The following is a 24856-nucleotide window of genomic DNA, read 5'->3' on the forward strand; positions in this document are numbered from 1 at the left end:
TGTTCTTTCGCCACTACCTGAGAAATACAGATTCACTCCTCAAACTCAGAGAGTGTAAAACTTCTAGGTATATAGACTGTGTTCATGAAGAAGTGTCACGTTCAGGACAGGAACGTGATCGTCTTGAAAAGCACCATAATCCTATTCGTGAAATACAGTAGAATCAGTTATTACCTATGGAATACAGACAATTAGGCGCATCGGGATTGCAGGTTCCGGTATTGAGTTTTGGTACAGCCACATTTGGCGGTGGCAACGACTTTTTTAAAGCCTGGGGTACCACCCAGGTAGACGAAGCTACTCGTTTGGTCAATCTCTGCCTGGATGCTGGGGTCAACCTGTTTGATACGGCCGATGTATATTCGGATGGCCTTTCGGAGGAGATCCTGGGGAAAGCCTTAACGGGCCTGCGCGATAAAGTGCTGATTTCGACCAAGGCTACCTTCACCTTCGGCAAAGGCCCCAACAATCAGGGATCGTCGCGCCTGCATTTGCTGAAACAATGCGAGAGCAGTCTCAAGCGCCTGAAAACAGATTACATCGACATTTATCACATGCATGGTTTCGATGGGGTCACGCCCGTGGAAGAAACCTTGCGTACGCTGGACGATCTGGTGCAGAGTGGCAAAGTACGGTACATTGCCTGCTCCAATTATTCGGGCTGGCATCTGATGAAGTCGCTGGCTGTTTCTGAAAAATATGGCTGGAATCGCTACGTTGGGCATCAGGTATATTACTCCCTGGTAAACCGCGAATATGAATGGGAACTGATGCCATTGGGTATTGACCAGAAGGTTGGCGGGATTATCTGGAGTCCGTTAGCCGCTGGTCGATTGGGTGGTAAATACCGTCGTAATCAACCCGTACCACCCGATAGCCGGGTAGCGCAGGGGGGGAGTCCCGTGCCGGCATTTGCCATTCCCGATGAGCTGTTTTATGGCATTATTGATGTGCTGGATGAACTGGCGGTCGAAACAGGGAAAACGGTTGCCCAGATTGCTCTTAATTGGCTATTACAACGCCCAACCGTATCGACCCTTGTCATTGGGGCACGGAACGAAGAGCAGTTGAAGCAAAACCTTGCGGCTGTCGGCTGGAACCTGACTATCGAGCAGGTGAAACGATTAGATGCTGCCAGTGAGGTGCCGACTATCTATCCCTACTGGCATCAACGGCAAAACCTGACGCTGAACCCTCCCCCTAAATTTTACTAAGCCGTAAGATGATACAATTCGTACGTTTAGACCATGTGCTGATGTGCATCCCTGAAGGAGCAACGGCTCAGGCGCGGGAATTTTACCGGGATGTATTGGGCCTGACCGAAATTCCGGGTAATCACCCTAGTGGCGCCATCTGGTTTCAGATCGCCGATATCCAGTTGCACCTTCGCGAAGAGGCTGGTGATAGCTATTCCAAACGGCACCCGGCCTTTGAAGTCGCCAACCTCGACGAAGCCAAACAGGAGCTGGCGGCTAAAGGCCTAGCCATTGAGTACTCATCCGATATTGACGGTCGTGAACGGTTCTTCTTCCGCGATCCGTTTGATAACCGGATTGAGTTTTTGCAATTTGTTGATTGAAACTGAATTTTTTCTGGTAGGCAAATTTGACCCACTAGATGTGCCCAACTAGTCAAAAATCCATGTTGTGAGTAGGAATTTCATGCAAATTGTCAAAGTCAAGCGCGGGCAGTTCTTGGTTGCTTTATAGTTGTAGCAGATTTTGCTTTTTTATTAGTCGTATTGTTTTTGTAGTTGCGAATAAATTCGCTGATTTCTTGCCGAGCTTGATCAGTTAATGGATCGCTTGCAATTATAAAGTCAACACCTTTTGGTTCTTTTATATGTCCCATAATGATTATGATTTAAAATACTTGTCAATGAGTAGTTGTGCTGATTTCGTTGGGATAATCATTCTATGTCCGCCTAGAATGTGCGCACCTAATGTCTTTTGGTAATGGTCTATAAGTTTCGTTTTAGCTGTAAAGCCAACAAATCCATCAAATCCTTGTTGGAAAGAAACTTTGCAGGCATGAGCAACTAAATTTCCTGCCACACCTTCGTAAACTTTATTTTGCCCTATATTGAATGGGGCGTTTTCAAGCAAATGCATATAAACATGGTCTGGCTCTAAAGTCAAACTAAGCAAACCTTGAATAATACTTGAATTAGGAGGGATGGTCAATTTGAAAACTTCTTTTGTATTGTTTGCAAACTCTACTTTCCAATCAAAATTCCACCCATTCTTTTTTGTTACTTGCTTTAAATCAGCCTTAGTAAAACGTAAAACTTCCGTAGCAAAACTATCACCCGAAATTGTGTTTTGGATGGAATTGGTCAACTTATCTACGGTAAAGTCGAGATGGGTATTTGGTTGCTTTTTCACTAAACGAATTTACTGAATAATACGATCTATATCAAATGTAACTCAAAATTTTCGTAGTGTATATATGTTAGTCGTCGGCGTGTAGGCTAATGCGGGTTAACAAGCACCAACCGGATCGTATTATGAGTTGATTACTGGCCTTTTACCATCTCTCTAAAGGTTGAAATAAACTTCTTTTTTAACCACAGAGGCACAGAGAACACAGAGTTTTAGACTGACTAAAACTCTGTGTTCTCTGTGCCTCTGTGGTTAAAAAAGAAGTTCTCAGAGCGTCCCCAATGGACGCTCTTCGCTCAAAATCCTGATTTCTATCAATATAAAGTCTGTTTTAGCTCAGGAAAGGCCCCGCAGCTTTCCGCTTATTTTGGGGCATCAAAAGGAGGTAAAGCGTTCCTACTGATTTACTCATTCGCTTTTCAGGAAACCTATCATGGATAAAGACTTACAAGGAAAGACCGCTCTGGTAACCGGAGCCGCTTCCGGTATTGGCAAGGCTGTAGCTCTGCTGTATGGACAACACGGAGCCAACGTCATGGTGTCGGATGTGGACGAAGCACAAGGCCAGCAAGTAGTTGAAGAGTTAAAAGCGGCTGGTGCAAATGCCCGGTTTTTTAAAGCCGATGTGGGCGATGCGGCCCAGTGCCAGCAACTGGTGAAGGAAACGGTCTCGGCCTTTGGCTCGCTCGACATTGCCTGTAATAATGCGGGAATCGGTGGGGAGTTGAATATGACCGCCGATTATAGCCTGGAAGGCTGGCAGCACATCATCAATGTAAATCTCAATAGTGTTTTCTTCTGTCTGAAATATGAACTGGAAGTGATGCTCAAACAGGGTGCCGGATCTATTGTCAATATGGCGTCCATATTGGGGCAGGTTGGAACCCCCGGTTCACCCGGCTATGTATCGGCAAAACACGGTATGGTTGGCTTAACGCAAACCGCAGCTATCGAATATGCCCCAATGGGGATTCGGATCAATGCCGTTGGACCGGGTTACATCGACACACCTTTATTGAATCTGCTATCGGCAGAGGTGAAGCAGCAATTGATTGGTCTGCACCCAATTGGCCGTTTGGGAAAAGCGGATGAAGTCGCCGAGCTGGTTATCTGGCTCAGCTCAGAGAAAGCATCGTTCGTTACCGGATCGTATTACCCCGTTGATGGCGGATACCTGGCCAAGTAAACCTACCTCATAGCTCGTTCGTCATGAAAACAATCGTTCTCGCTACTGATTTTACGCACAACGCCAACCGGGTGGCCCGATTCGCAGCTCAACTGGCTTTTGATCAGAAAGCTACCCTGATTTTAGTCCATGCCTTTCATGTTTGGCCTGATAATCCGGCTAAAACGGGCGACTTTCCACTCTCCGTAGAGGCAACCCGCGAAAGCAGCGAAAAGTCCTTACACCGACTGGCCGCTGACCTACATGATCTGGTAGGAATAGAAGTTCCTATCCGATGCATTGCGCAGGAAGGTCATACAATGGAGGCTATCCGGCATGTTACGAAGGCGGAAAACGCCGATCTGCTGGTCATGTCGACGGTGGGTACGGCTCCACAAAGTGCGCAGCTCATGGGGAGTATTGCTACGGGCATGGTTGCCGAAACGGAAGTGCCGCTGCTGCTTATTCCACCGCATAGTACGTATGCAGGCCTGAAAAATGTGGTGCTGGGCATTGATCTGGCAGCACCGCCGAATGCCGTATCCCTGGATAAAGCGCTGCATTTCGCCCGGTTGTTCGGAAGCATACTCAATGTATTGTGCATTACGGATAAACCCGATGATGCCGAAATGCACCATCAGGGAGAACATATCCGGCGCTTACTGAATCCACAGCCGCACACACTGACCATTGAGTCTGGTGAAGAGATTTACGATACCCTCCTGGAGTTTGCGCATACCAACAAAGCGGACCTGATTATGATGTTGCCGCAGATGCGGAACTGGTTCCAGAAACTGTTTTCGGAAGGTGAAACACAGCGACTGGCCCGTCTTACCGACATTCCTCTGCTGGCCGTTGTGTAGTTAACACGATACGCACCCTAAACCCCTTGCCTGCATAAGCAGCTATGAACAGACAACTGGGTCAGTTTTTTGGATTAACCTATGCAATCTCCTGGCTGATTTGGTCACCTTATTACCTGCCGCTGAATGTACCTGTCAATAAATTGCCGTACATTCACCTGCTGGGAAGTTTGGGGCCGATGCTGGCTGCATTCATACTCATTTATCGCAGGCAGGGGCTTTCGGGAATCCGGCAATTAAAAGGGCAGGCACCATCGCAAAGACAATTTGTACGTTGGTTGAGTGTTGGGTTTCTGGCACCAGTCGTGGTATTTGTGTTCATCATCGGATTTATCTGCATAACACAGTATCGTGTCCCCGATTTGCAGAGGTTGTTTTCATCGAAGGAATTTGCCTTTCTTTCGCCAGTGACTTTTATCCTTGCCAATATCTTTTTCTTTGGATTAGGCGAAGAAGCCGGTTGGCGAGGGTTTGCCTTGCCACGTTTGCAGGCAGGCTATTCGGCCTTTAACGCGAATCTGATTAGTACTTTTTTCTGGGCTATCTGGCATTGGCCCCTTTTCTTTAATCCGTTAGGCGGCTACATTCATATGGATGTTGGAGGGGTAACTGGCTGGTTGTTCAGCCTGCTAACCGGAGGCATCCTGTTCACCTGGCTGTTCAATTCATCGCGTGGTAATGTACTGGCTTGTGCCCTGTTTCATGGGATGATGGATGTCGTGTTTACGGCCGATCTGAACATGCCGGAACTAACGACGTATACCGGCATACTGGTTACCTTCTGGGGATTGTATGTGTGGTTCGTGTATAAGCCCGACAACTTGTCACGCTCCCACAAAATAACGGTCGATCCGCTTTCTGGCGCTTCCGGAGATTGGTCACGCTAACCACCTGTTCACAAAAATTGGGAGCGGTTGGTTTGACGGATAACGTAAAGACAAATCAGCTATGATCGAAGGTAACGAACGCGTATTGACCATCAACGGAGGCTCATCGAGTATCAAGTTTGCGGTGTATGACGCTGGTGAATCGCCTAAACGAGGACTCTATGGCCATATCGACCGAATCGGCCTGCCGGATACTAAACTTACGTTTACCGACTCCACTGCCGATCAACCATCAACGTGCCTGGTAAAGGCTACCAATCATGCATCGGCGGTAAATTTCCTGATCAACTGGCTCGAAAAACAGGCTGTTTTTTCGTCGATTAAAGCGGTCGGCCATCGGATTGTTCATGGCATGGAACATCAGGAACCGGAACGGATTACACCATCACTGCTTGATGAACTGCATCGCATTAGCGCCTATGATCCCGATCACCTGCCCAGTGAACTTTCCCTGATTGAGGCCTTCCAAAAGCGCCATCCCGATTTACTACAGCTTGCCTGTTTTGACACCGCTTTTCACCGAACAATGCCCCGCGTTGCTCAACTGTTGCCTATCCCAAGACGCTTCGACGCCCAGGGAATCCGACGCTATGGTTTTCATGGGTTATCGTATGCGTATCTGATGGACGAACTGGGTCGGGTGGCCGGTACCGAAGCTGCCCAGGGTAAAGTTATTCTGGCGCATTTAGGGAGTGGGGCGAGTTTGGCTGCGGTTCGGGAGGGGAAAAGTCTGGATACAAGCATGGGGTTCACGCCCACAGCTGGGTTACCTATGGGCACCCGCCCCGGCGATCTTGACCCCGGAGTAGCCTGGTATCTGATGAAAACAGAAAAGCTATCGCCCACCCAATTCAATAAAGTAATCAATCACGAATCCGGTTTGCTCGGCGTATCCGAAACCAGTTCGGATATGCACGATTTGCTGGACCGACAGGCGGTTGATGTCCGGGCGGCCGAGGCCGTCGAGCTGTTCTGCTACCAAACCCGAAAGTGGATCGGGGCCTTCTCGGCCGTGCTGGGTGGACTCGAAACCCTGGTGTTTTCGGGCGGCATCGGAGAGAACGCTTCCGAGGTGCGCGCCCGTGTTTGTCATGGACTTGACTACTTAGGAATTGACCTGGACGAACAACGTAACGTGGCCCATGCAAACATCATTTCGACCGATACAAGTCGGGTCACCGTCCGCGTCATTCCAACCAACGAGGAAAAAATGATTGCCCAAACCGTCTGCCGACTTTTAAATGCTGATTAGTAGTTATTGGTTATTGAATTATTAGTTAATAGGCTAGTAATCAGCCTATAAATGTTTGGTCAATAACTGATAACCAGTAACGATTAACCCATAATCTTGACTCAATTATGGAAACGACCAACTTAGCTTTACCTATGGAACCCCAGACAGATACGCCGTTATCGCCGGAAGAAGTCCAACGAATACATGCCTATTGGCGAGCCGCTAACTACCTGTCGGTTGGTCAGATCTATCTGCACGATAATCCCTTACTTCGGGAACCACTGGCGCTGGAACACATCAAGCCTATGCTGCTGGGTCATTGGGGCACTACACCGGGGCAAAACTTTATCTATGCCCATCTGAACCGGGTCATCAAAAAAGATGATCTCAATATGCTGTACATATCGGGGCCCGGTCATGGCGGTCCGGCCGTAGTCGCGAATACCTATCTCGAAGGTACCTATAGCGAAGTGTATCCAGCAATCCGTCAGGATGAAGATGGGCTGAAAAAACTGTTTCGGCAATTCTCGGCACCGGGTGGAATTTCGAGCCATGCGTCTCCCCAAACACCAGGTTCGTTGCATGAAGGGGGCGAATTAGGCTACTCCCTCAGTCATGCATTTGGGGTGGTGTTCGATAATCCCGACCTGATAGCTACCTGTGTAGTGGGTGACGGGGAAGCTGAAACGGGTCCCCTGGCCACTGCCTGGCATTCCAATAAATTTCTGAATCCGGTTACCGATGGAGTGGTCTTGCCTATTCTGCATCTGAACGGTTATAAAATTTCTAACCCGACTGTACTGGCTCGTATCACGCACGAGGAACTGGATCAGCTACTACACGGCTACGGATGGACGCCCTATTTTGTGGAAGGCCACGAGCCTGACCAGATGCACCAGGCAATGGCGGCTACACTCGATAAAGCCATCGCCCAAATCAAACAAATTCAACTGGAAGCCCGTACGCAGGGCGACGTGACCCGCCCGCGCTGGCCCATGCTTGTGCTCCGATCTCCAAAGGGCTGGACAGGGCCGAAAACCATTGATGGCGTACCGAACGAAGGCACGTTCCGTGCGCACCAGGTTCCGCTTTCCGTATCGGCCTCTACACCCCCCGACCATCTGGCGCAACTGGAACGCTGGCTGAAAAGCTATAAACCCGAAGAGCTTTTCGATGAGCAAGGTAGGCTGTTGCCGGAACTGGCCGAGTTAGCGCCTAAGGGAGACCGACGAATGGGAGCCAACCCGCATACTAATGGAGGCTTACTACTGCGCGATCTATGCATGCCGGACTATTGTGAGTATGCTGTTGATGTGCCGTCGCCCGGAGCCATACTGGCTAGCGATACCTATGTAGCCGGTCAGTTTTTGCGGGATGTCATCAAGCTGAATCTGGAACCCAGGAATTTCAGGATATTCGGCCCTGATGAGACTGTTTCTAACCGACTGGAAGCCGTTTTCGAGACGACCAATCGGCAGTGGGATGCCGAAACTGCCGAGAATGATCAATTTCTGGCACCCACTGGCAGTGTGATGGAAATGCTCAGCGAGCACCAGTGCGAAGGCTGGCTGGAAGGCTATTTACTTACGGGTCGACATGGGTTGTTCAACAGCTACGAAGCCTTCATTCACATTGTCGATTCGATGTTCAATCAGCACGCTAAGTGGTTGAAAATGACGCAGGAGATCCCGTGGCGGAGGAAGATAGCTTCCCTGAATTATCTGTTGACATCCACCGTCTGGCGGCAGGATCACAATGGGTTCACGCACCAGGATCCCGGCTTTATGGATCACGTGATCAATAAGAAATCCAGTATTGTTCGTGTGTACCTACCCCCCGATGCGAACTGCCTGCTGTCGGTCATGGATCACTGCCTGCGGAGTCGCCATTATGTAAACGTGATAGTAGCGGGCAAACACCCTGCCCCACAATGGTTAACGATGGATGCCGCCATCAAACATTGTGCAGAAGGTATTGGTATCTGGAAATGGGCCAGTAACGATAAAGATAGTGAACCGGATGCCGTCATGGCTTGCTGTGGTGATGTGCCAACCCTGGAAACCCTCGCGGCTGTTTCAATTCTGCGGGAGCATTTGCCTGAGTTGAAAATCCGGGTGGTCAATGTCGTTGATCTGCTGAAATTGGAGCGCCAAACAGAACATCCTCACGGACTATCCGACGCGGATTTCGACGCCCTGTTCACGAAAAACAAGCCCGTTATTTTCGCCTTTCACGGGTACCCCTGGCTGGTGCACCGGTTAACGTACAACCGCGCGAATAACAGCAATATGCACGTGCGTGGCTACAAGGAAGAGGGCACGATTACAACGGCGTTTGATATGACCGTGTTAAATGAAATGGATCGGTTTCATTTGGCCATGGATGTTATTGATCGACTTCCTCAACTGGGTAACAAAGGAGCCTATCTAAAGCAGCTCCTGAAGGATAAACTCGTTGAGCACAAGCACTATATAACCCATAATGGGGAAGATATGCCGGAAATCCGTAATTGGAAATGGAATGCCTGATTTGTCGCTCATATGGATTTTCACCTTGTTCCGGTTGCCGAAGTAGCCCGTTCGCTGACTACGTCTCCCATCGGACTTACCGCCGATACAGCTCAGCAACGGCTGGCTGAGTATGGTAAAAATCAGATCGAAGACGCCAGGAAGAAAACCGTCTGGCAGCTACTGCTGCATCAGTTAACGGATTTCATGATTCTGGTGTTAATTGCAGCCGCCATTATATCGGGTCTGGTAGGCGAAGTGAAATCAACCTACGTTATTCTGGCCATTGTGCTTATCAACGCGCTCGTTGGTTTCTTTCAGGAGTACCGGGCCGAAAAGGCAATGGAAGCCCTCAAAAAAATGGCCTCCGCGCAGGCGCAGGTGTTGCGGAATAATCGGGCCAGTAAAGTAGATGCATCGGAACTAGTGCCTGGCGATGTGGCACTGCTGGAAGCGGGTACGATCATTCCGGCAGATGTTCGCTTTATCGAGACGCATGCCCTGAAAGTTGACGAATCCTCGTTGACGGGCGAATCCACCAATGTTGAGAAAAACACAGGCGTACTACCTGAGGGCGACTACCCCCTCGGCGACCGACTGAATATGGGTTACAAAGGCACGTTCGTGACCAACGGGCGAGCCACTGCTTACGTAGTCGGTACGGGGATGAACACGGAGCTGGGGCGAATTGCCAAACTGATCCAAACCGACGAAGTGGAGACACCTCTCCAGAAACGGCTGGCGGTGTTCGGGAAAAGTTTGTCGGTGGCTGTTCTTGTGCTTTGTCTTATCTTTTTCGGAGTGGGCTGGTTGCGGGGTGAGCCGCTCCTGAATCTACTATTGGTCTCGATTTCGCTGGCAGTGGCTGCCATTCCCGAAGCCTTGCCCGCTGTAGTTACGGTGGCACTGGCGCTGGGGGCCAAACGACTGGTGAAAAGCCACGCGCTCATTCGCAAACTGCCCGCCGTAGAAACGCTGGGGTCTGTTACCTACATCTGCACGGACAAAACAGGGACGCTAACACTCAACAAAATGACGGTGGAGGAGACCTATGAATCACCGACGTTTACCCTACCCGTTCTGGCCAACAGTAACGGATTGCTGACCGCGATGGCACTAAATAACGATGTCGTCAAAGACCAAGACGGGAACTGGCTAGGCGATTCTACCGAAGTGGCACTGGCGCAGTTTGCCGCGGATAAAACCTATGTACGTTCGACACTGGAAACCCAGTTCCCGCGCATTGCCGAACTCCCCTTCGACTCACAGCGGAAATGCATGACCACCCTCCATCAAACGCCAGAGGGCATCCTATGCATTACCAAAGGGGCAGTTGGGGTATTGTTTAAGCAGCTCGACGCCAGTCAGAACGCATCTATTCCCGATCTACGAAAGCGCGTCGATGCAATGGCCGAACAAGGGTACCGTATGCTGGGCTATGCGGGTAAATTGATCCCCCAGTTACCCGCAAACATTGCCCCAGACACAATAGAAACTGGCCTTAGTTTTATTGGCTTTGCCGGACTGATCGATCCGCCCCGCGATGAAGCCCGGCAAGCGGTAACCGAATGCAAAGCGGCCGGTATCATTCCCGTCATGATTACCGGCGATCATAAACTGACCGCCAAAGCCGTCGCCGAAACCCTGGGCATTATCTCATCTGCCGATGATCTGGTGATGACCGGATCGGAACTGGCTAACCTGGATGAGGCTGCCTTTGATGCCGTAGTCGAAAACGTACGGGTATATGCACGGGTCGACCCCGAACAAAAATTGCGGATTATCAGCGCATTGCAGGCGCGTCATCAGTTCGTGGCCATGACGGGCGATGGGGTCAATGATGCACCCGCGCTGAAAAACGCCGACATCGGTATTGCCATGGGTATCAATGGTACTGAAGTTGCCAAAGAAGCCGCCCACATGATCCTGCTGGACGATAACTTCGCCACCATCGTGAAAGCGGTGAAACATGGACGACGGATTTTTGATAATATTCTGAAGTTTATCCGCTACATCATGTCGGGCAACGCAGGCGAAATCTGGGCGATCTTTCTGGCACCCTTTTTCGGCTTGCCCATTCCCTTGCTGGCCATTCATATTCTGTGGATCAATCTGTTGACCGACGGCCTGCCTGGTTTGGCACTGGCCTACGAACCCTCCGAAAAGAACAGCATGAAACGACCGCCCATCGACCCCAGACAGACAATTTTTGCGGGGGGGCTAGGCTGGTTCATTCTTTGGGTTGGCTTGCTGATTGGGGGGGCTACGATTGGCATTGAGGCCTGGTCTATTCATCATGGAATCGGGCACTGGCAAACCATGACGTTTACCGTTCTTTGTTTTAGCCAGTTAGGCAACGCCATTGCCATTCGCTCTCATCGGGCGTCCGTATTCAGCATCGGTCCCTTCTCCAACAAACCCATGTTGGGCGCTATACTGCTGACGGTTGCACTTCAGCTCATGATCATTTACACGCCCTTTTTCAACAACCTCTTTAGCACCAAACCGCTAACGTTAACCGAGCTAGGCATAACGGTTGCCGTTTCGAGCCTTACATTCTGGGTGGTTGAATTGGAGAAATGGGTTCGCCGGTTGGGGGAGAGGTAGTTTACACGTCGTTAGATGCCCAATCGCCCAACTTTACCCAAAATGACCAGCATTAGGTGCTAGTGTGTTTATCGTCAGGCTGTTTCGTTTGAATAAGGCTTACCTTACTGCCGGTTATAACAGTTCATTTTCTCCGTGGGAAAGCTGCCTCAACACTACGATGCCAACAACTCAATTACCTGGCTTAACGGATGAGGCCGTTGCCAAATCGCGCGCCAAATACGGCCGGAATGTACTGACTTCTAACGCGGCTACAAGCCTGTTTGCTACGGTAAAGGAGGTCATTACCGAACCCATGTTTCTGCTGTTGGTGGCAGCCTGTACCATCTATTTTGTGTTAGGCCAGTTAGACGAAGCCATCACGCTCATCGTGGCGTTACTCCTTGTGTCAGGCATTTCAGTTTATCAGTCCATCCGAAGTGACCAGGCACTGGGGGCGTTACGCACGTTAACCCAACCTAAAGCCAACGTTCGTCGGAGTGGTGCTCTCATTGTTGTGCCTGTAGAAGATATCGTTGTGGGTGATACGGTGCTGGTGGAAGAAGGGGGAAGTATACCCGCTGATGGTGCTGTTAACGACACCAATGATTTCTCCGTCGATGAGTCCATCCTGACGGGCGAATCGGTGCCCGTTACCAAAACTATCGGTAGCCCGGTCTTTGCCGGAACAACCACTGCATCGGGTAGTGCGTGGCTCAGGGTAACGGCCGTAGGCAGCCAAACCGAACTTGGGCGAATTGGGCAGAGTATTGATACCATTCAGACCGAAAAAACGCCACTACAGCTCCAGATAAGCCGATTTGTAATCCGCATGGCCTGGATTGGAGCGGGGGCCTTTGCGCTGGTGTGGGGTGTCAATTACGCCCGATCCGGCGATTGGGTTACCGCTCTTTTATTTGGCCTGACGCTGGCCATGTCGATACTCCCGGAGGAAATTCCGGTAGCTTTCAGTAGTTTCATGGCCCTTGGAGCTGCCCGCCTGAGCCGAATGGGCGTACTCACCAAACAGCCGCAAACTGTTGAGAGTCTGGGTTCAGCAACCGTAATCTGCACGGATAAAACCGGCACCATCACGCAGAACGGCATGAGCGTTCAGCAATTGTACGATGGGGCGACAGATGCACTCGTTCCGCTTTCGGGTACGTTGTCCGATACGGCTGCGGTAGTGCTAGCCTATGCCCGTTGGTCCAGTGAAACCGAGCCCTTCGACCCAATGGAAAAAGCGATTGTTTCGGCTTTTATGGAGCATGACCCCGCTAAAACGATTGATTTGTATCCTATGGTGCACGAGTATCCGCTGGATGGTACACCCCCCATGATGACCCACGTTCGGCAAACACCTATGGGCGAGGTGGTGGTGGCCGGTAAAGGAGCCGTTGAACATATTCTGGCCGTTTGTCGCCCGGCGTCAGCCGTTGCCGATCGGATACGTAGCGTTACGAAACAACTGTCGGAGGCCGGTTTTCGAGTACTTGGAGTGGCAAAGGGGACTTATACATCGACCGATTTTCCGGTAGAACAGGACGCGTTTAGCTGGTCGTTTCTGGGACTGGTTGCGCTCGAAAACCCGCCTAAGCCGAATGCTAGAGCGGTTATTAAGGCCTTTACAGAGGCAGGAATTGACGTAAAAATGATTACCGGAGATTTTCCTGAAACCGCTCAGGCCATTGCCCGCCAAGTGGGCTTACCCGGTGCCGATACATTGGTGACTGGTCAGGAGGTAATGGCTATGGACGAACCGACGCTCCGGCAGCGAGCTGAAAAAACGGCGGTATTCGCCCGGATGTTTCCCGAAGCTAAGTTGCGGGTTGTGGAAGCGCTCAAAAAAAACGGTGAGGTGGTGGCCATGACGGGCGATGGGGTTAATGACGGTCCGGCGCTGAAAGCCGCTCATATCGGGGTAGCGATGGGGAAACGCGGGACGGAAGTAGCCCGTCAGGCGGCTTCGCTGGTACTGGTGGATGATGACCTGAGCAACATGGTCGATGCCATTGCCCAGGGCCGCCGGATTTATCAGAACCTCAAAAAGGCGATTTCCTACATCGTTTCCATTCATATACCGATTATCCTGACGGTAGCGGTGCCGTTGCTGGCCAACTGGAAATGGGAAAACCTGTTTAGTCCAATCCATATTATTTTTCTGGAACTGGTTATGGGGCCAACCTGCTCCATTGCCTTCGAAAACGAACCCGCGGAAGCGGGCCAGATGCAGCAACTACCCCGGCGCATGACCGACACGTTTCTGGCGGGGCCTGAATTAGGGCGAAGTATTGCCCAGGGCCTGGGGATTGCACTGGCTGTGCTGGGCGTGTATTACGTGGCTATGCAACAGGGTGAATCCATTTCGGTTGTTCGGACGCTGGCTTTCTCCACGTTGGTGCTGTGCAATATCCTGCTGACGCTGGTGAATCGGTCATTTACCCAATCGGTCTTTCGAACGATTCATGTATCCAACTGGATGCTTTGGCTGATGCTGGGCCTGACGTTCGGTCTGTTACTGGCTACTTTATTTTTTCTGCCTGCCCAACGATTGTTCGGATTTACAACCGTTTCTGCCTCGGCATTCGGCTGGTGTACACTGGCCTCACTAGTGGGTGTGGGTTGGATTGAAGGCTATAAGGCAATAGCACGCTGATCGTTATGATCAACAGGATTTAGACTGATTTCGTAAACCAGAATGCGGTTGCCCGATTAGCTCAAAAAATCATAACTCATCTTACAAATCTTAAACATCAGCGTTCTATCAACTACATCCCGTGACTTCTTCAAGTAAAACGAACCCAGGTAATGAAGGGCTTTCAACCTTTTGGGCTTTACCGACTACCGATGTTCTGAATCAGTTAAATACTCAGGTATCGGGACTGAGTCAGGACACAGCACAAAAAATCCGAAAAACCGTTGGCTCTAACCTGATCAAACCGACTGGCGAAACTTCGGCACTGGGGTTACTCGTTCGGCAGTTCAATAGCCCGATTTCGCTTATTCTGATCATTGCGGCCATTCTGTCGTTTTTTCTGAACGATATTACTGATGGGGTTATCATTCTGATTATCATACTGGTAAGTGGGTTGCTTGGTTTCTGGCAGGAGCGGGGAGCATCCAATGCCATGCAGCAGTTACGGTCAATTGTTGTGGCTAAAACAACCGTTCTGCGGGATGGGAACGAGCAGGAATTGCCTGATGAACAACTGGTGCCGGGTGATGTCATCACACTCCGCTCCGGTGATCTGGTCCCCGCCGATTGCTGCCTGTTGTCATCCAATGAGTTATTCGTCAATGAGGCTACGTTGACGGGAGAAACCTTTCCTGTCGATAAGCAACCCTGCCTCCTGGATACGACAACGCCCCTTGCCAAACGCCGGAATACCTTGTTCATGGGTTCCAGTGTAGTGAGTGGCAGTGGCTCGGCGGTGATCGTTCAAACGGGTACGAATACGGAGCTGGGCCATATTGCCGAACGAATGAACAGCACTCCTCCCGAAACGGATTTCGAGCATGGTATCCGTCGGTTTGGCTATCTGCTCATGCAAATAACGATGGTATTGGTGTTTCTGATTTTTGCCATCAATGTCTTCCTGCACAAGCCGGTACTGGATGCATTTCTGTTTTCGCTGGCTATTGCGGTTGGACTGACTCCCCAATTATTACCCGCCATAATCAGCATCAACCTAGCCAAGGGCGCTAGTCGGATGGCTGAAAAACAGGTGATTGTCAAACGCTTGTCGTCCATTGAAAATCTGGGGAGCATGAATGTGCTTTGCTCCGATAAAACCGGTACGCTTACGGATGGAACTGTTAAGGTTGACCGGATCATCGACGTGAACGGCAACCGTTCCGCCCGTGCTGGTCTGCTGGCGAAACTAAATGCACAGCTACAGCAGGGATTTCATAACCCAATTGATGTTGCCATCCTCTCATTCGTCCCTGACGATAGTTCCAGCTATCCTCGCGTGGATGAGATTCCCTACGATTTCATTCGGAAGCGGTTAACGATTTTAACCGAAGAAAACGGGCAAACGATTATGGTGACCAAGGGGGCTTTGCAAAACACATTGGATGTCTGCCAGTTTGTGGATACCGGTGGTCCATCGCCCGAACCAATAGCCGGGCATTTGGTCACGATTCAGAAAACCTTTCAGGAGCTAAGTGCCAACGGCTTTCGGACCCTGGGATTGGCAACAAAGAACACCAATGGCAAGCGGACGATTGATAAACGAGACGAAGCCGGGATGACCTTTCTGGGTTTCATCAGCCTGTTCGATTCGCCTAAGGCTGGCATTCAGGAAACGCTGGGTACGCTTCGGAATCTTGGGATTCAGATCAAAATGATTACCGGCGATAATGTGCTGGTGGCGCAGGCAGTGGCTACTGCCATTGGTATTAAAACGCCGGAAGTACTAACTGGCTCGCAATTACGCCAACTCAGCTCGGAGGCCCTTCGCCATAAAGTAACAACCACTCATGTCTTTGCCGAAATTGAGCCTAACCAAAAGGAAAGCATTATTCTGGCCCTAAAAAAACGGGGGTATGTTGTCGGTTATATGGGCGATGGGATCAATGACGCCAGTGCCCTTCATGCCGCCGACGTGGGTATTTCCGTTGATTCGGCGGTGAGCGTGGCTAAAGAATCCGCGGATATTGTGCTCCTGAAACAGGATTTGAATGTACTGATTGATGGCGTTCGGGAGGGGAGACGCACCTTTACCAATACCATGAAGTACATTTTTATGGCCACCAGCGCCAACTTCGGGAATATGGTCAGTATGGCGGGCGCGTCTATTTTTTTACCCTTCCTGCCGCTACTGCCTGTCCAGATTTTACTGACAAACCTCCTGACCGATTTGCCCGAAATGACCATCGCATCGGACAATGTAGATCCAACTGCCATTGAAAAACCTGCCAAATGGGATATGACGTTTATTCGGCGATTCATGATGACGTTCGGACTTCTAAGCTCAATTTTCGACTACCTGAGTTTTGGGGTATTACTATGGGTATTCAACGCGCATGAAGCCTTATTTCAAACAGGCTGGTTCGTGGAATCCGTTATGTCGGCTTCCACTATTGTTCTGGTGGTTCGAACCCGGCAGGTGTTTTACCGGAGCCGACCGGGTAAATGGCTACTAATCGCGACTGGCCTGATTGTGGGGGTAGTATTGTTGCTACCCATTAGCCCACTAGCTCAGGTGTTCGGGTTTGTAGCCATGCCGGGTTCACTTTACGGAGCTATTATTGGGGTTGTAGGGAGCTATGTATTATTGGCTGAACGCCTGAAGCACTGGTTTTATCGTACGTATAATCAATAAGCATAGCTGACAATAATACACGATTTGATAGTGTATATATCGCTATGATGATAACCTGTAGTATATATCAAATCGTAAAAAATTAAATTTGTAGTGCGAACATAGACGATCAGTTGGTGACAGCTTTAATGAACTATGAGTTTGCCTTAGGTAGCTGTATATTTAGGGATATATTGACTTCTTGATAGCAGAGAAAATAGATCTTACTACGAATAACGCAGCAATAGCGAATCCTCTAACCATAAATAAACAGATCATGTCCTGTACGGTTATGAGATGAATCGGCATACTACGAGGTCAACTTGTTGAACTCTATTAAACGTTTGGGAGAAAAATACCATTGAATACAGACGTAGTAACAACCAGCGAACTATTTGAGCTGTTAACAAAGGCCACGCGGGATGCGGTCTGGAATTGGAATCTAGAGGCCAATGTAATAGAGTGGAATGAAGGCTATACCACTTTGTTTGGCTACAGTCCACAAGAAACAATCACGAATGGTCTGGAGTCCTGGTCTAGTCATGTTCATCCTGACGACAAAGAGCAGGTGTTAGTTAGTCTTCATCAGGTTATTGACCAGGGTGGGGAAAACTGGTCATACGAGTACCGATTTCAGCGCGCAGATGGTGGTTATTCTATCGTGTATGACCGGGGCTATGTATTGCACCGGGACGGTAAACCGCTGCGGATGGTGGGGGCCATGCAGGACATCACGGAGCGGGTTCGATTGCAGAAGGCCCATGAAGAAAGTGAAGAACGGTTACGATTTGCCCTGAAATCGGCCCAACTCGGTACCTGGGAACTAGACCCCATTCGGGGAGTTGTTAATTGGGATGCCCGCTGCCAGGAACTGTGTGGGTTAACCAATGCAGCCAGCCAGATCTATGCCCAAACGTTGGATTATATTCATCCTGATGATCGGGATCGGGTAAATGGGGCTGTACAATGGGCGCTCAATCCTGAGTCGGGGGGGCACTACGATGCCAGTTTCCGGACCATTGGCGTGAGTGATGGTAAGCTGAGATGGGTACGTTTCACCGGGCAAACCCATTTCACCGAAGCCGGAGAAGCCTATCGGTTTTCGGGCGTTGCCGAGGATATTACAGAAGAAGTACTGGCTAAGGAAAAGGCAATCCTGTCTGAACAACAGGCCAGAATTGCGCTGGAAGGCTCAGGTTCAGGTTCTTTTTTCATCAACGTAGAAACGAACGATGTACTTTACTCGCCCTCGTTCGGCCGAATATTAACGGGCGATGAAACGACTGGCTTCAACTGGAATGTATTCATTGACCATATTCATCCAGAGGATCAACCTATCCGGGATCAGGCGCATACTATAGCGATGCAGACAGGGGCCATAAACTACGAAGCTCGGTTTGTCTGGAAAGATGGAACAGTCCATTGGGTCAAGGTAATCGGGCAGTACTTATTTGATGTTGCCAGACAGCCTGTTTCTATTTCTGGGATTGCCCTGGATATTACCGATCAGAAAGAGAAAGATAAAGCCCTCAGAGAGGCCGAAGAACGCTTTTTCATCGCCTTCAACAATACGTCGATGGCTATGGGCTTCACCGATCAGAAGGCCAATTTTACTTTAGTGAATGAAGCCTACACGAAATTGCTGGGCTATTCGGCAGATGAGTTATATACGCTGAATAGCTTTGACCTAACCCATCCCGACGACCGGGCGAGCAACCGTCAGTTGTTTGAAGAAGTCGTGGGTGGGCAACGACCTTTCTTCAATCTGGTAAAGCGGTATATCCACAAAGACACCTCCATTCGGTGGGTGCAATTAAATGTCACCGCGGTAGCCGATGCGCAGGATGAAGACCAGAGCATCATTATTATTGCCCAGGACATCAGTGAGCGAGTGGAGGCCGAAGCCAAACTGAGGGCAAGCGAAGAGCAGTTTCGGAATATGATTGACCAGGCTCCCGTAGCCATCAGTATTCTGAATAGCCGTAGCCTGATCGTTGAAACCGCAAACAGTTCCATTCTGGAAATATGGGGTAAAAATGCGTCAATTATTGGAAAACCACTGATTAACGCCTTGCCTGAATTGGAAGGTCAGGGCTTCATTGAGTTGCTGGAAAGCGTTTATGATTCGGGCAACGCCCACTACGGTTTCGAAACTCTTGCCCGATTACACCGAAACGGGCAATTGGAAGAAGCCTACTTTAATTTTGTATATGCTCCGGTGCGCGATAGTTCAGGGTCTGTTAATGATGTGCTGGTTGTAGCCACCGAGCTAACCGCGCAGGTTAAAGCCAAAAGAGCGCTCCAGGAGAGTGAACAACGCTTTCGGAGTTTGATTGAAGAAGCTCCCGTTGCCATCAGTTTATTAGTGGGTCGGGATCTGGTCATTGAACTCCCCAATGAAGCTATGTTGAAGGTATGGGGCAAAGGCGATAGCATTGTAGGCAAGCCATTACGGGAAGCGCTGCCAGAATTGGAAGGACAGCCATTTCTACAGCTTCTGGATGATGTATATACCTCCGGTATTGAATACAGTGCGCAGGCCGCCCGGGCCGAGCTGATCGTAGATGGACAATTAGAAACATTCTACTTCAATTTTACGTATAAACCACTTCGTAATGCTGCCGGGCAGGTATACGCCGTACTTGATATGGCCATTGATGTTACGGAACAGGTGTTAACACGCCGGGCTATTGAAGAGAGCGAGTTGCGTTTCCGAACGCTACTGGAAGCCATTGCCCAGATGACCTGGACCAATACGCCCGAAGGCGAAGTGAATTTTTACAATCAACGATGGTATGATTATACCGGTCTGGATTTCGAGCAGTCGAAAGCCTGGGGCTGGCAGGCTGTAGTTCATCCGGCAGACTTGCCTTATACGCTGGACATGTATAAAAAGTCTCTGGCCGACGGTAGCACGTTTGTGGTGGAAAATCGCTACCGTCGAGGGGCCGATGGCATGTATCGCTGGCATTTAAACCGGGCGTTGCCCATTCGGGATGAGGCCGGTGAGATTCAGCTCTGGGTTGGAACCGCCACAGATATTCACGAACAGAAACAACTTGCTACAAAACTAGAACAGCAGGTACAGGCACGAACGGAGCAGCTGATGGCCTCAAACCATGACCTTCGTCGCTCAAACGAAAACCTGGAAAAATTTGCCTACATCGCCAGTCATGATTTGCAGGAACCGCTCCGGAAAATCCAGTCCTTCGGTGATCTACTCAAGAATCAGTATACCGATCAACTAGGGGAGGGACTCGACCATCTGGAACGTATGCAAAGTGCTGCCAGCCGGATGTCGTTGCTCATTAAAGACTTATTGACGTTTTCGCGAATATCAACTCGCCAGGAGGCTACTATGTCGGTGCCACTTAATCAGGTAGTAGCGGGGGTTTTGGATGATCTGGAAGTCGCTGCCAAGCAGACTGGGGCTCATATTCAGGTAGATACATTGCCAACAGTTTCGGGCGATGAGTCGCAGTTACGGCAATTGTTTCAGAATTTATTGAGTAATGCACTGAAGTTTCAGAAACCCGGTATAACTCCCAGCATTCAGATACAAGCTGAACAAGTAGTCGCTAGCGCATTACCACCCGCAGTTAAGCCTGCCCGGTTGGCAGTTGCCTACCATCAGATCAGAGTGTCGGATAATGGAATTGGCTTTGATGAAAAATATATAGACCGCATTTTTCAGGTTTTTCAGCGGTTGCACAGCCGCAATGAATACGCAGGTACGGGAATTGGCCTGGCCATTTGCGAGAAAGTAGTAGCCAATCATGGGGGGGCTATTACGGCCGTTAGCCAGCCCGGACAGGGCGCTACGTTTACGATTTACCTGCCTGTTTCTTAGAGACAAGTTATTGATTATTAAGTTATTGGTTAACGAAGCAACCCTCATGTTCTCGCCCGGCAAAGCCGGGCGAGAACATGAGGGTTGCTTCTACTACGACCTATACCTAATTGGCCTCAAAAAAATTTTCTGATTTTTTTTTCAACCTCATGCAACCTGCATCCGGGGTTCTGACATCTTCCTGTCAAATACCACAACAAATACAATTGACGACCCTTCTACTGCGAGTAGATTCCTAAACCCTTCAACCATCCATTTTCCCAAACCCTGAACCTTAAACGACAACAACGATGAACTCCTTCAAACACCTCCTGACTACTGCCCTGATCGCTGCTTCAACTGCTTCGTTCGCGCAATCGACCACCGTTACCATCACGACTGATTCAACCTCTTCAACTCAGGTAACGAGAACCAAAACCCGAAACTACTCACGCGTCACCTCCGACTTCAGCATTTACATCGGCTTAAATAACTTCGGAGGTTCGCTTCCTGCAAGCTATGAGCTGAGCCCAATCGGTTCCCGTTTCGTGGCGCTCTCCTGGCAGAAACGCATTCCGATTGCGGTAAGTGGTTCAACCAAACTTCGACTCATAACCGGTCCTGAAGTTGCCTGGAACAACTTTATGTTTACCGATCGGAATACCTTAGTCGAGCAGAATGGTCAAGTCGTTATCGAACCAGCCAATGTCGATCTTCACAGGTCTAAACTCGTAACCACACAGCTTAACCTGCCCCTTATGCTGAACGTATCGTTTAGATCGGGATTTAGCTGGAGCGTGGGCGCTTATGCGGGCATGCGCCTGGATAGCTATACAAAAGTGAAGCCCGAAGGCGGATCAACCGTTCGGAACCACAACGCCTACAACCTGAATCCCATTCGCTGGGGACTCACCACCGAACTTGGTTTCCGGGGCGATTCTAAACTGTTTTTCCGCTACGAACCCAACAGCCCATTCCGGGCAGGCCAGGGCCCCGATACCAGTGTATGGGCCGTGGGAATTAAACTGTGACCGGGATTTAGCTGATTTAGGGATTGGCTGGATTTTGTTTCGCACGTTGTTAACGTGAATCAGTTAAAAACAAAATCCTGGAAATCCCTAAAATCTGCTAAATCCCGGTTCGGACCATGCAACGTTCTCCTTGTTGCCTGTGTCTTTAGCTTGAAAGTACCCCTTCGAATACCAATTCCTTTCTAAAATCCGCTCATACTGCCGTTCAGACCGCTTGTGTAAGAACAGGTACTTTGTGATGCCCACTACCTACCTTTGCCATGTACTTAATATACAAAGCAAAGCAACCTTCTGAAAACAGCAATACTTATGAAAACGTTATTCTCCTTTTCAACCCTCCTTCTGCTGACGCTGACAACGGCGTTTGGGCAGGTTCTGACACGGGGAACGGTAAATGGACACGTGGGAACACAAGCTGGCAAGCCGCTTGAGTTCACCACAATGATGCTCCTGAAAGCAAAAGATTCGACCCTCGTGAAAGGCGCTATCAGCGATATCGATGGGAAATATGCCTTCGAAAATGTAGGCGCCGGCCAGTATCTGGTGGCTGCCCAACAGATCGGTTATCGAAAAACGTATAGTGTACCGTTCGCAATTGATGAAGCGCATCCGGCGCACGAACTGCCCGCTCTGGCAATGAGCGATGAAACTAAAAATCTGAAAGAAGTAAACGTTGTAGCGCAGAAACCCTTTATTGAGCAGCAGGTTGACCGCACCGTTATGAACGTGGAGAACAGCATTGTGGCTAGTGGTAATACGGCGCTGGAAGTGCTGGAAAAAGCGCCCGGCGTTACCATCGACCGTCAGAATGATCAGATTCAGTTGAAAGGCAAGGCGGGTGTTATCGTCTACATTGATGGTAAACAAACCTACCTCTCGCAGCAGGAAGTATCGAACCTGCTGAAGAACACACCCAGCGATAACATTGCTTCTATTGAGATCATTACCAATCCTGGCTCTAAGTACGATGCCGCTGGTAACTCAGGGATCATCAATATCAAGATGAAGAAAAACAAGAATTTCGGAACTAACGGAACCTTCATTCTTGGCACCGGCTACGGTTGGGTGAATAACCTGAACGGGGTGCGCGATGATCTTCCAAAATTCAACACTTCATTGAATCTGAATCACCGCGAAGGGAAAATCAATCTGTTCGGTAACTATAGCTATGTAAATCGGCAAAGTGCACAAAGCAATCAGATTACCCGGAACATTCCTTACAATGGGCATACGACCTACTTTGATCAGAATTCGTTTCGCCCTAACCAGTTTACCGGCCATTCGTACAAAGCGGGTATGGATTACTTCATCAACGATAAAAGCACGATTGGGGTATTGGTAAATGGCTTCTCAAACGATTGGCGGTCGTCGGGTCAGAACAATACGCTTATCAGTGATGAAAACCACCAACTGACCAGCAAGGCAATTACGCAGACAAACCAGGGTAACTTGTTGTCGAACCTGACGGGTAATGTCAATTATAAATTCGACTACGGCAAAGGTCGCGAGTGGACCGTTGATGCTGATTATGTTCACTACAATGGTAAGAGTGGCAATAATCTGGCTACCCAATATTTCAACTCCGAAAACGTGATTTTTCGACCTAATCAGGATGTTCGGAGTAACATGCCGTCAACCATAAATATATGGGCGTTCAAAACCGACTATGTGCATCCGCTTAAAAATGGAGGCAAGTTTGAAGCGGGCCTGAAAAGCAGCTATGTTAATGCCGATAACAACACGCTTTACGATACGCTGCAACAGGAAAATCGGCAATGGCTGCCCGATGCCAGCCGCTCGAACCAGTTTCTGTACAAAGAAAATATCAATGCTGGTTACCTTAACTACGCAGGTAAATTTGGCAAGCTGAAAGTTCAGGCAGGCTTACGAGCCGAACATACACACTCGATTGGTAATTCGATTACGCTGAACCAAACTGTTGATCGAAACTACCTGAATCTGTTTCCGACCGTGTTTTTGTCGCGGCAGTTGGATACCAACAACGTGTTGAACCTGTCGTACAGTCGCCGGATCGACCGTCCTGATTACCAGAATCTGAATCCGTTTGTGTTCTATCTGGATCCATACACGTATCAGAAAGGGAATCCGTTCCTGCGGCCTCAGTATACCAATTCGGTTGAGCTGACGCACGTTTACAAGAACGCATTCACGACTACGCTGAACTATAGCCGTACCACGGATTTTATTAATCAGGAAACGCCCCGCCAGATTCCCGCTGAGAATATTACCTACGTGACTGCCGAAAATATGGGCTCTATGGACAACATAAGTCTGAATCTGAGCTTCCCGATAACGGTTGCTAAATGGTGGCGCATGCAGAATAACATCAGCACCTACTACCAACATTATCAGACCGTGTATTCAGGTAGTCCCTACGAAGTGAAGATAGTAGCCTACAACCTGTATATGTCGAACAACTTTACACTGAGCAAAACGCTGTCGGCGGAGGTGTCAGGCTGGTACAATTCGGCATCGCAGTACGGGTTCTACCGGGCACAACCGATGGGTGGCTTCAGCGTAGGAGTGCAAAAGAAAGTTATGGATGGTAAGGGTAGTTTGAAATTAAACGTAAATGACCCGTTCTGGCTGAATCATTTCAACGGTCGGGCTGCGGTTCAGGATATTGATTTTCGGGTGCAATCGCGCTGGGAGAGTCGCCAAATCAGACTGACATTTACCTATCGCTTCGGTAATCAGAACGTAAAAAGTGCCCGCCAACGCAATTCAGCCACATCGGCCGAGCAGAACCGGGTAAGCGGACAGAATTAAAAGATATATGATATTGATCTACATGCATCATATATAAAAACAACATACATAACAACGGACTTAGTTTAGGTTAAGAAAACGTGAAAGCCAACTCCATTTTGAGGGTTGGCTTTTTTGTGTGCTGACAATCAAACTACCTGCTCAGAGCAATAAGGCTGGAACCGCTATCGATTCAGCTGTTATGCAGCCACTTTGACCGCTTTCTTCCAGTTGAGGAAAGCGAATTAAAATTACTTGAAGGAAGGGTAACTCAGCGCCAGATAAGACGTCGGTAGGC

General features: G+C 49.4%; 15 protein-coding genes. 13 read left to right on the forward strand and 2 right to left on the reverse strand.

Features of this window, described 5'->3' with window-relative positions; translation table 11 throughout:
- Positions 1–176 precede the first annotated feature (176 nt).
- Positions 177–1214: an aldo/keto reductase gene (locus EXU85_RS07995; RefSeq protein WP_142771582.1), complete on the forward strand. Its 1038-nt coding sequence runs from the start codon at positions 177–179 to the stop codon at positions 1212–1214.
- Between the two features lie 8 nt (positions 1215–1222).
- Positions 1223–1579 (forward strand): VOC family protein, encoded by a 357-nt coding sequence (locus EXU85_RS08000; protein ID WP_142771583.1) that lies wholly within the window; start codon positions 1223–1225, stop codon positions 1577–1579.
- A 98-nt stretch (positions 1580–1677) separates the two neighbouring features.
- Here the strand turns inward: EXU85_RS08000 and EXU85_RS35285 are convergent, their stop codons facing one another.
- Together EXU85_RS35285 and EXU85_RS08005 are read right to left on the reverse strand one after the other, a co-directional pair.
- A complete protein-coding gene (locus EXU85_RS35285) occupies positions 1678–1851 on the reverse strand; it encodes a hypothetical protein (RefSeq protein ID WP_168207758.1) in 174 nt (57 codons plus the stop codon).
- Positions 1852–1856: 5 nt separating this feature from the next.
- Complete coding sequence (locus tag EXU85_RS08005) at positions 1857–2384, reverse strand: hypothetical protein (RefSeq protein ID WP_142771584.1); 528 nt, start codon at positions 2382–2384, stop codon at positions 1857–1859.
- A 430-nt stretch (positions 2385–2814) separates the two neighbouring features.
- Here EXU85_RS08005 and EXU85_RS08010 point away from each other — a divergent pair, with 430 nt between their 5' ends.
- The 11 genes from EXU85_RS08010 to EXU85_RS08060 all read left to right on the forward strand — a co-directional run bounded on the left by EXU85_RS08010 (position 2815) and on the right by EXU85_RS08060 (position 24579).
- Positions 2815–3567 (forward strand): SDR family NAD(P)-dependent oxidoreductase, encoded by a 753-nt coding sequence (locus EXU85_RS08010; protein ID WP_142771585.1) that lies wholly within the window; start codon positions 2815–2817, stop codon positions 3565–3567.
- A 23-nt stretch (positions 3568–3590) separates the two neighbouring features.
- Positions 3591–4409 (forward strand): universal stress protein, encoded by an 819-nt coding sequence (locus EXU85_RS08015; RefSeq protein WP_142771586.1) that lies wholly within the window; start codon positions 3591–3593, stop codon positions 4407–4409.
- Positions 4410–4453: 44 nt separating this feature from the next.
- The gene (locus tag EXU85_RS08020) at positions 4454–5296 is read left to right on the forward strand and encodes a CPBP family intramembrane glutamic endopeptidase (protein WP_142771587.1); all 843 of its coding nucleotides are present in this window, start codon (positions 4454–4456) and stop codon (positions 5294–5296) included.
- 61 nt (positions 5297–5357) lie between these two features.
- A complete protein-coding gene (locus EXU85_RS08025; protein ID WP_142771588.1) occupies positions 5358–6548 on the forward strand; it encodes an acetate/propionate family kinase in 1191 nt (396 codons plus the stop codon).
- Positions 6549–6682: 134 nt separating this feature from the next.
- The gene (locus EXU85_RS08030; protein ID WP_142776634.1) at positions 6683–9058 is read left to right on the forward strand and encodes a phosphoketolase; all 2376 of its coding nucleotides are present in this window, start codon (positions 6683–6685) and stop codon (positions 9056–9058) included.
- Positions 9059–9070: 12 nt separating this feature from the next.
- Positions 9071–11644 (forward strand): cation-translocating P-type ATPase, encoded by a 2574-nt coding sequence (locus EXU85_RS08035; protein ID WP_142771589.1) that lies wholly within the window; start codon positions 9071–9073, stop codon positions 11642–11644.
- A gap of 160 nt (positions 11645–11804) precedes the next feature.
- Positions 11805–14279, forward strand: a complete 2475-nt coding sequence (locus EXU85_RS08040) for a cation-translocating P-type ATPase (RefSeq protein WP_142771590.1) — start codon at positions 11805–11807, stop codon at positions 14277–14279.
- Positions 14280–14400: 121 nt separating this feature from the next.
- Positions 14401–16950 carry a magnesium-translocating P-type ATPase gene (gene mgtA, locus EXU85_RS08045; RefSeq protein ID WP_142771591.1) on the forward strand — a complete coding sequence of 850 codons (2550 nt, stop codon included), beginning with the start codon at positions 14401–14403 and terminating at the stop codon, positions 16948–16950.
- Between the two features lie 340 nt (positions 16951–17290).
- Complete coding sequence (locus tag EXU85_RS08050) at positions 17291–20779, forward strand: PAS domain S-box protein (protein WP_142771592.1); 3489 nt, start codon at positions 17291–17293, stop codon at positions 20777–20779.
- Positions 20780–21069: 290 nt separating this feature from the next.
- Positions 21070–21789, forward strand: a complete 720-nt coding sequence (locus EXU85_RS08055; protein ID WP_142771593.1) for an outer membrane beta-barrel protein — start codon at positions 21070–21072, stop codon at positions 21787–21789.
- A 309-nt stretch (positions 21790–22098) separates the two neighbouring features.
- Positions 22099–24579 carry an outer membrane beta-barrel protein gene (locus tag EXU85_RS08060; RefSeq protein WP_142771594.1) on the forward strand — a complete coding sequence of 827 codons (2481 nt, stop codon included), beginning with the start codon at positions 22099–22101 and terminating at the stop codon, positions 24577–24579.
- Positions 24580–24856: the final 277 nt, after the last annotated feature.

It is taken from the genome of Spirosoma sp. KCTC 42546 (assembly GCF_006965485.1).
GTDB lineage: Bacteria > Bacteroidota > Bacteroidia > Cytophagales > Spirosomataceae > Spirosoma.

Coding starts and splice junctions, on each gene's coding strand:
- EXU85_RS07995 (WP_142771582.1), top strand. CDS start 177: ATGGAATACAGACAATTAGGCGCATCGGGATTGCAGGTTCCGGTATTG.
- EXU85_RS08000 (WP_142771583.1), top strand. CDS start 1,223: ATGATACAATTCGTACGTTTAGACCATGTGCTGATGTGCATCCCTGAA.
- EXU85_RS35285 (WP_168207758.1), bottom strand. CDS start 1,851: ATGGGACATATAAAAGAACCAAAAGGTGTTGACTTTATAATTGCAAGC.
- EXU85_RS08010 (WP_142771585.1), top strand. CDS start 2,815: ATGGATAAAGACTTACAAGGAAAGACCGCTCTGGTAACCGGAGCCGCT.
- EXU85_RS08015 (WP_142771586.1), top strand. CDS start 3,591: ATGAAAACAATCGTTCTCGCTACTGATTTTACGCACAACGCCAACCGG.
- EXU85_RS08020 (WP_142771587.1), top strand. CDS start 4,454: ATGAACAGACAACTGGGTCAGTTTTTTGGATTAACCTATGCAATCTCC.
- EXU85_RS08025 (WP_142771588.1), top strand. CDS start 5,358: ATGATCGAAGGTAACGAACGCGTATTGACCATCAACGGAGGCTCATCG.
- EXU85_RS08030 (WP_142776634.1), top strand. CDS start 6,683: ATGGAACCCCAGACAGATACGCCGTTATCGCCGGAAGAAGTCCAACGA.
- EXU85_RS08035 (WP_142771589.1), top strand. CDS start 9,071: ATGGATTTTCACCTTGTTCCGGTTGCCGAAGTAGCCCGTTCGCTGACT.
- EXU85_RS08040 (WP_142771590.1), top strand. CDS start 11,805: ATGCCAACAACTCAATTACCTGGCTTAACGGATGAGGCCGTTGCCAAA.
- EXU85_RS08055 (WP_142771593.1), top strand. CDS start 21,070: ATGAACTCCTTCAAACACCTCCTGACTACTGCCCTGATCGCTGCTTCA.
- EXU85_RS08060 (WP_142771594.1), top strand. CDS start 22,099: ATGAAAACGTTATTCTCCTTTTCAACCCTCCTTCTGCTGACGCTGACA.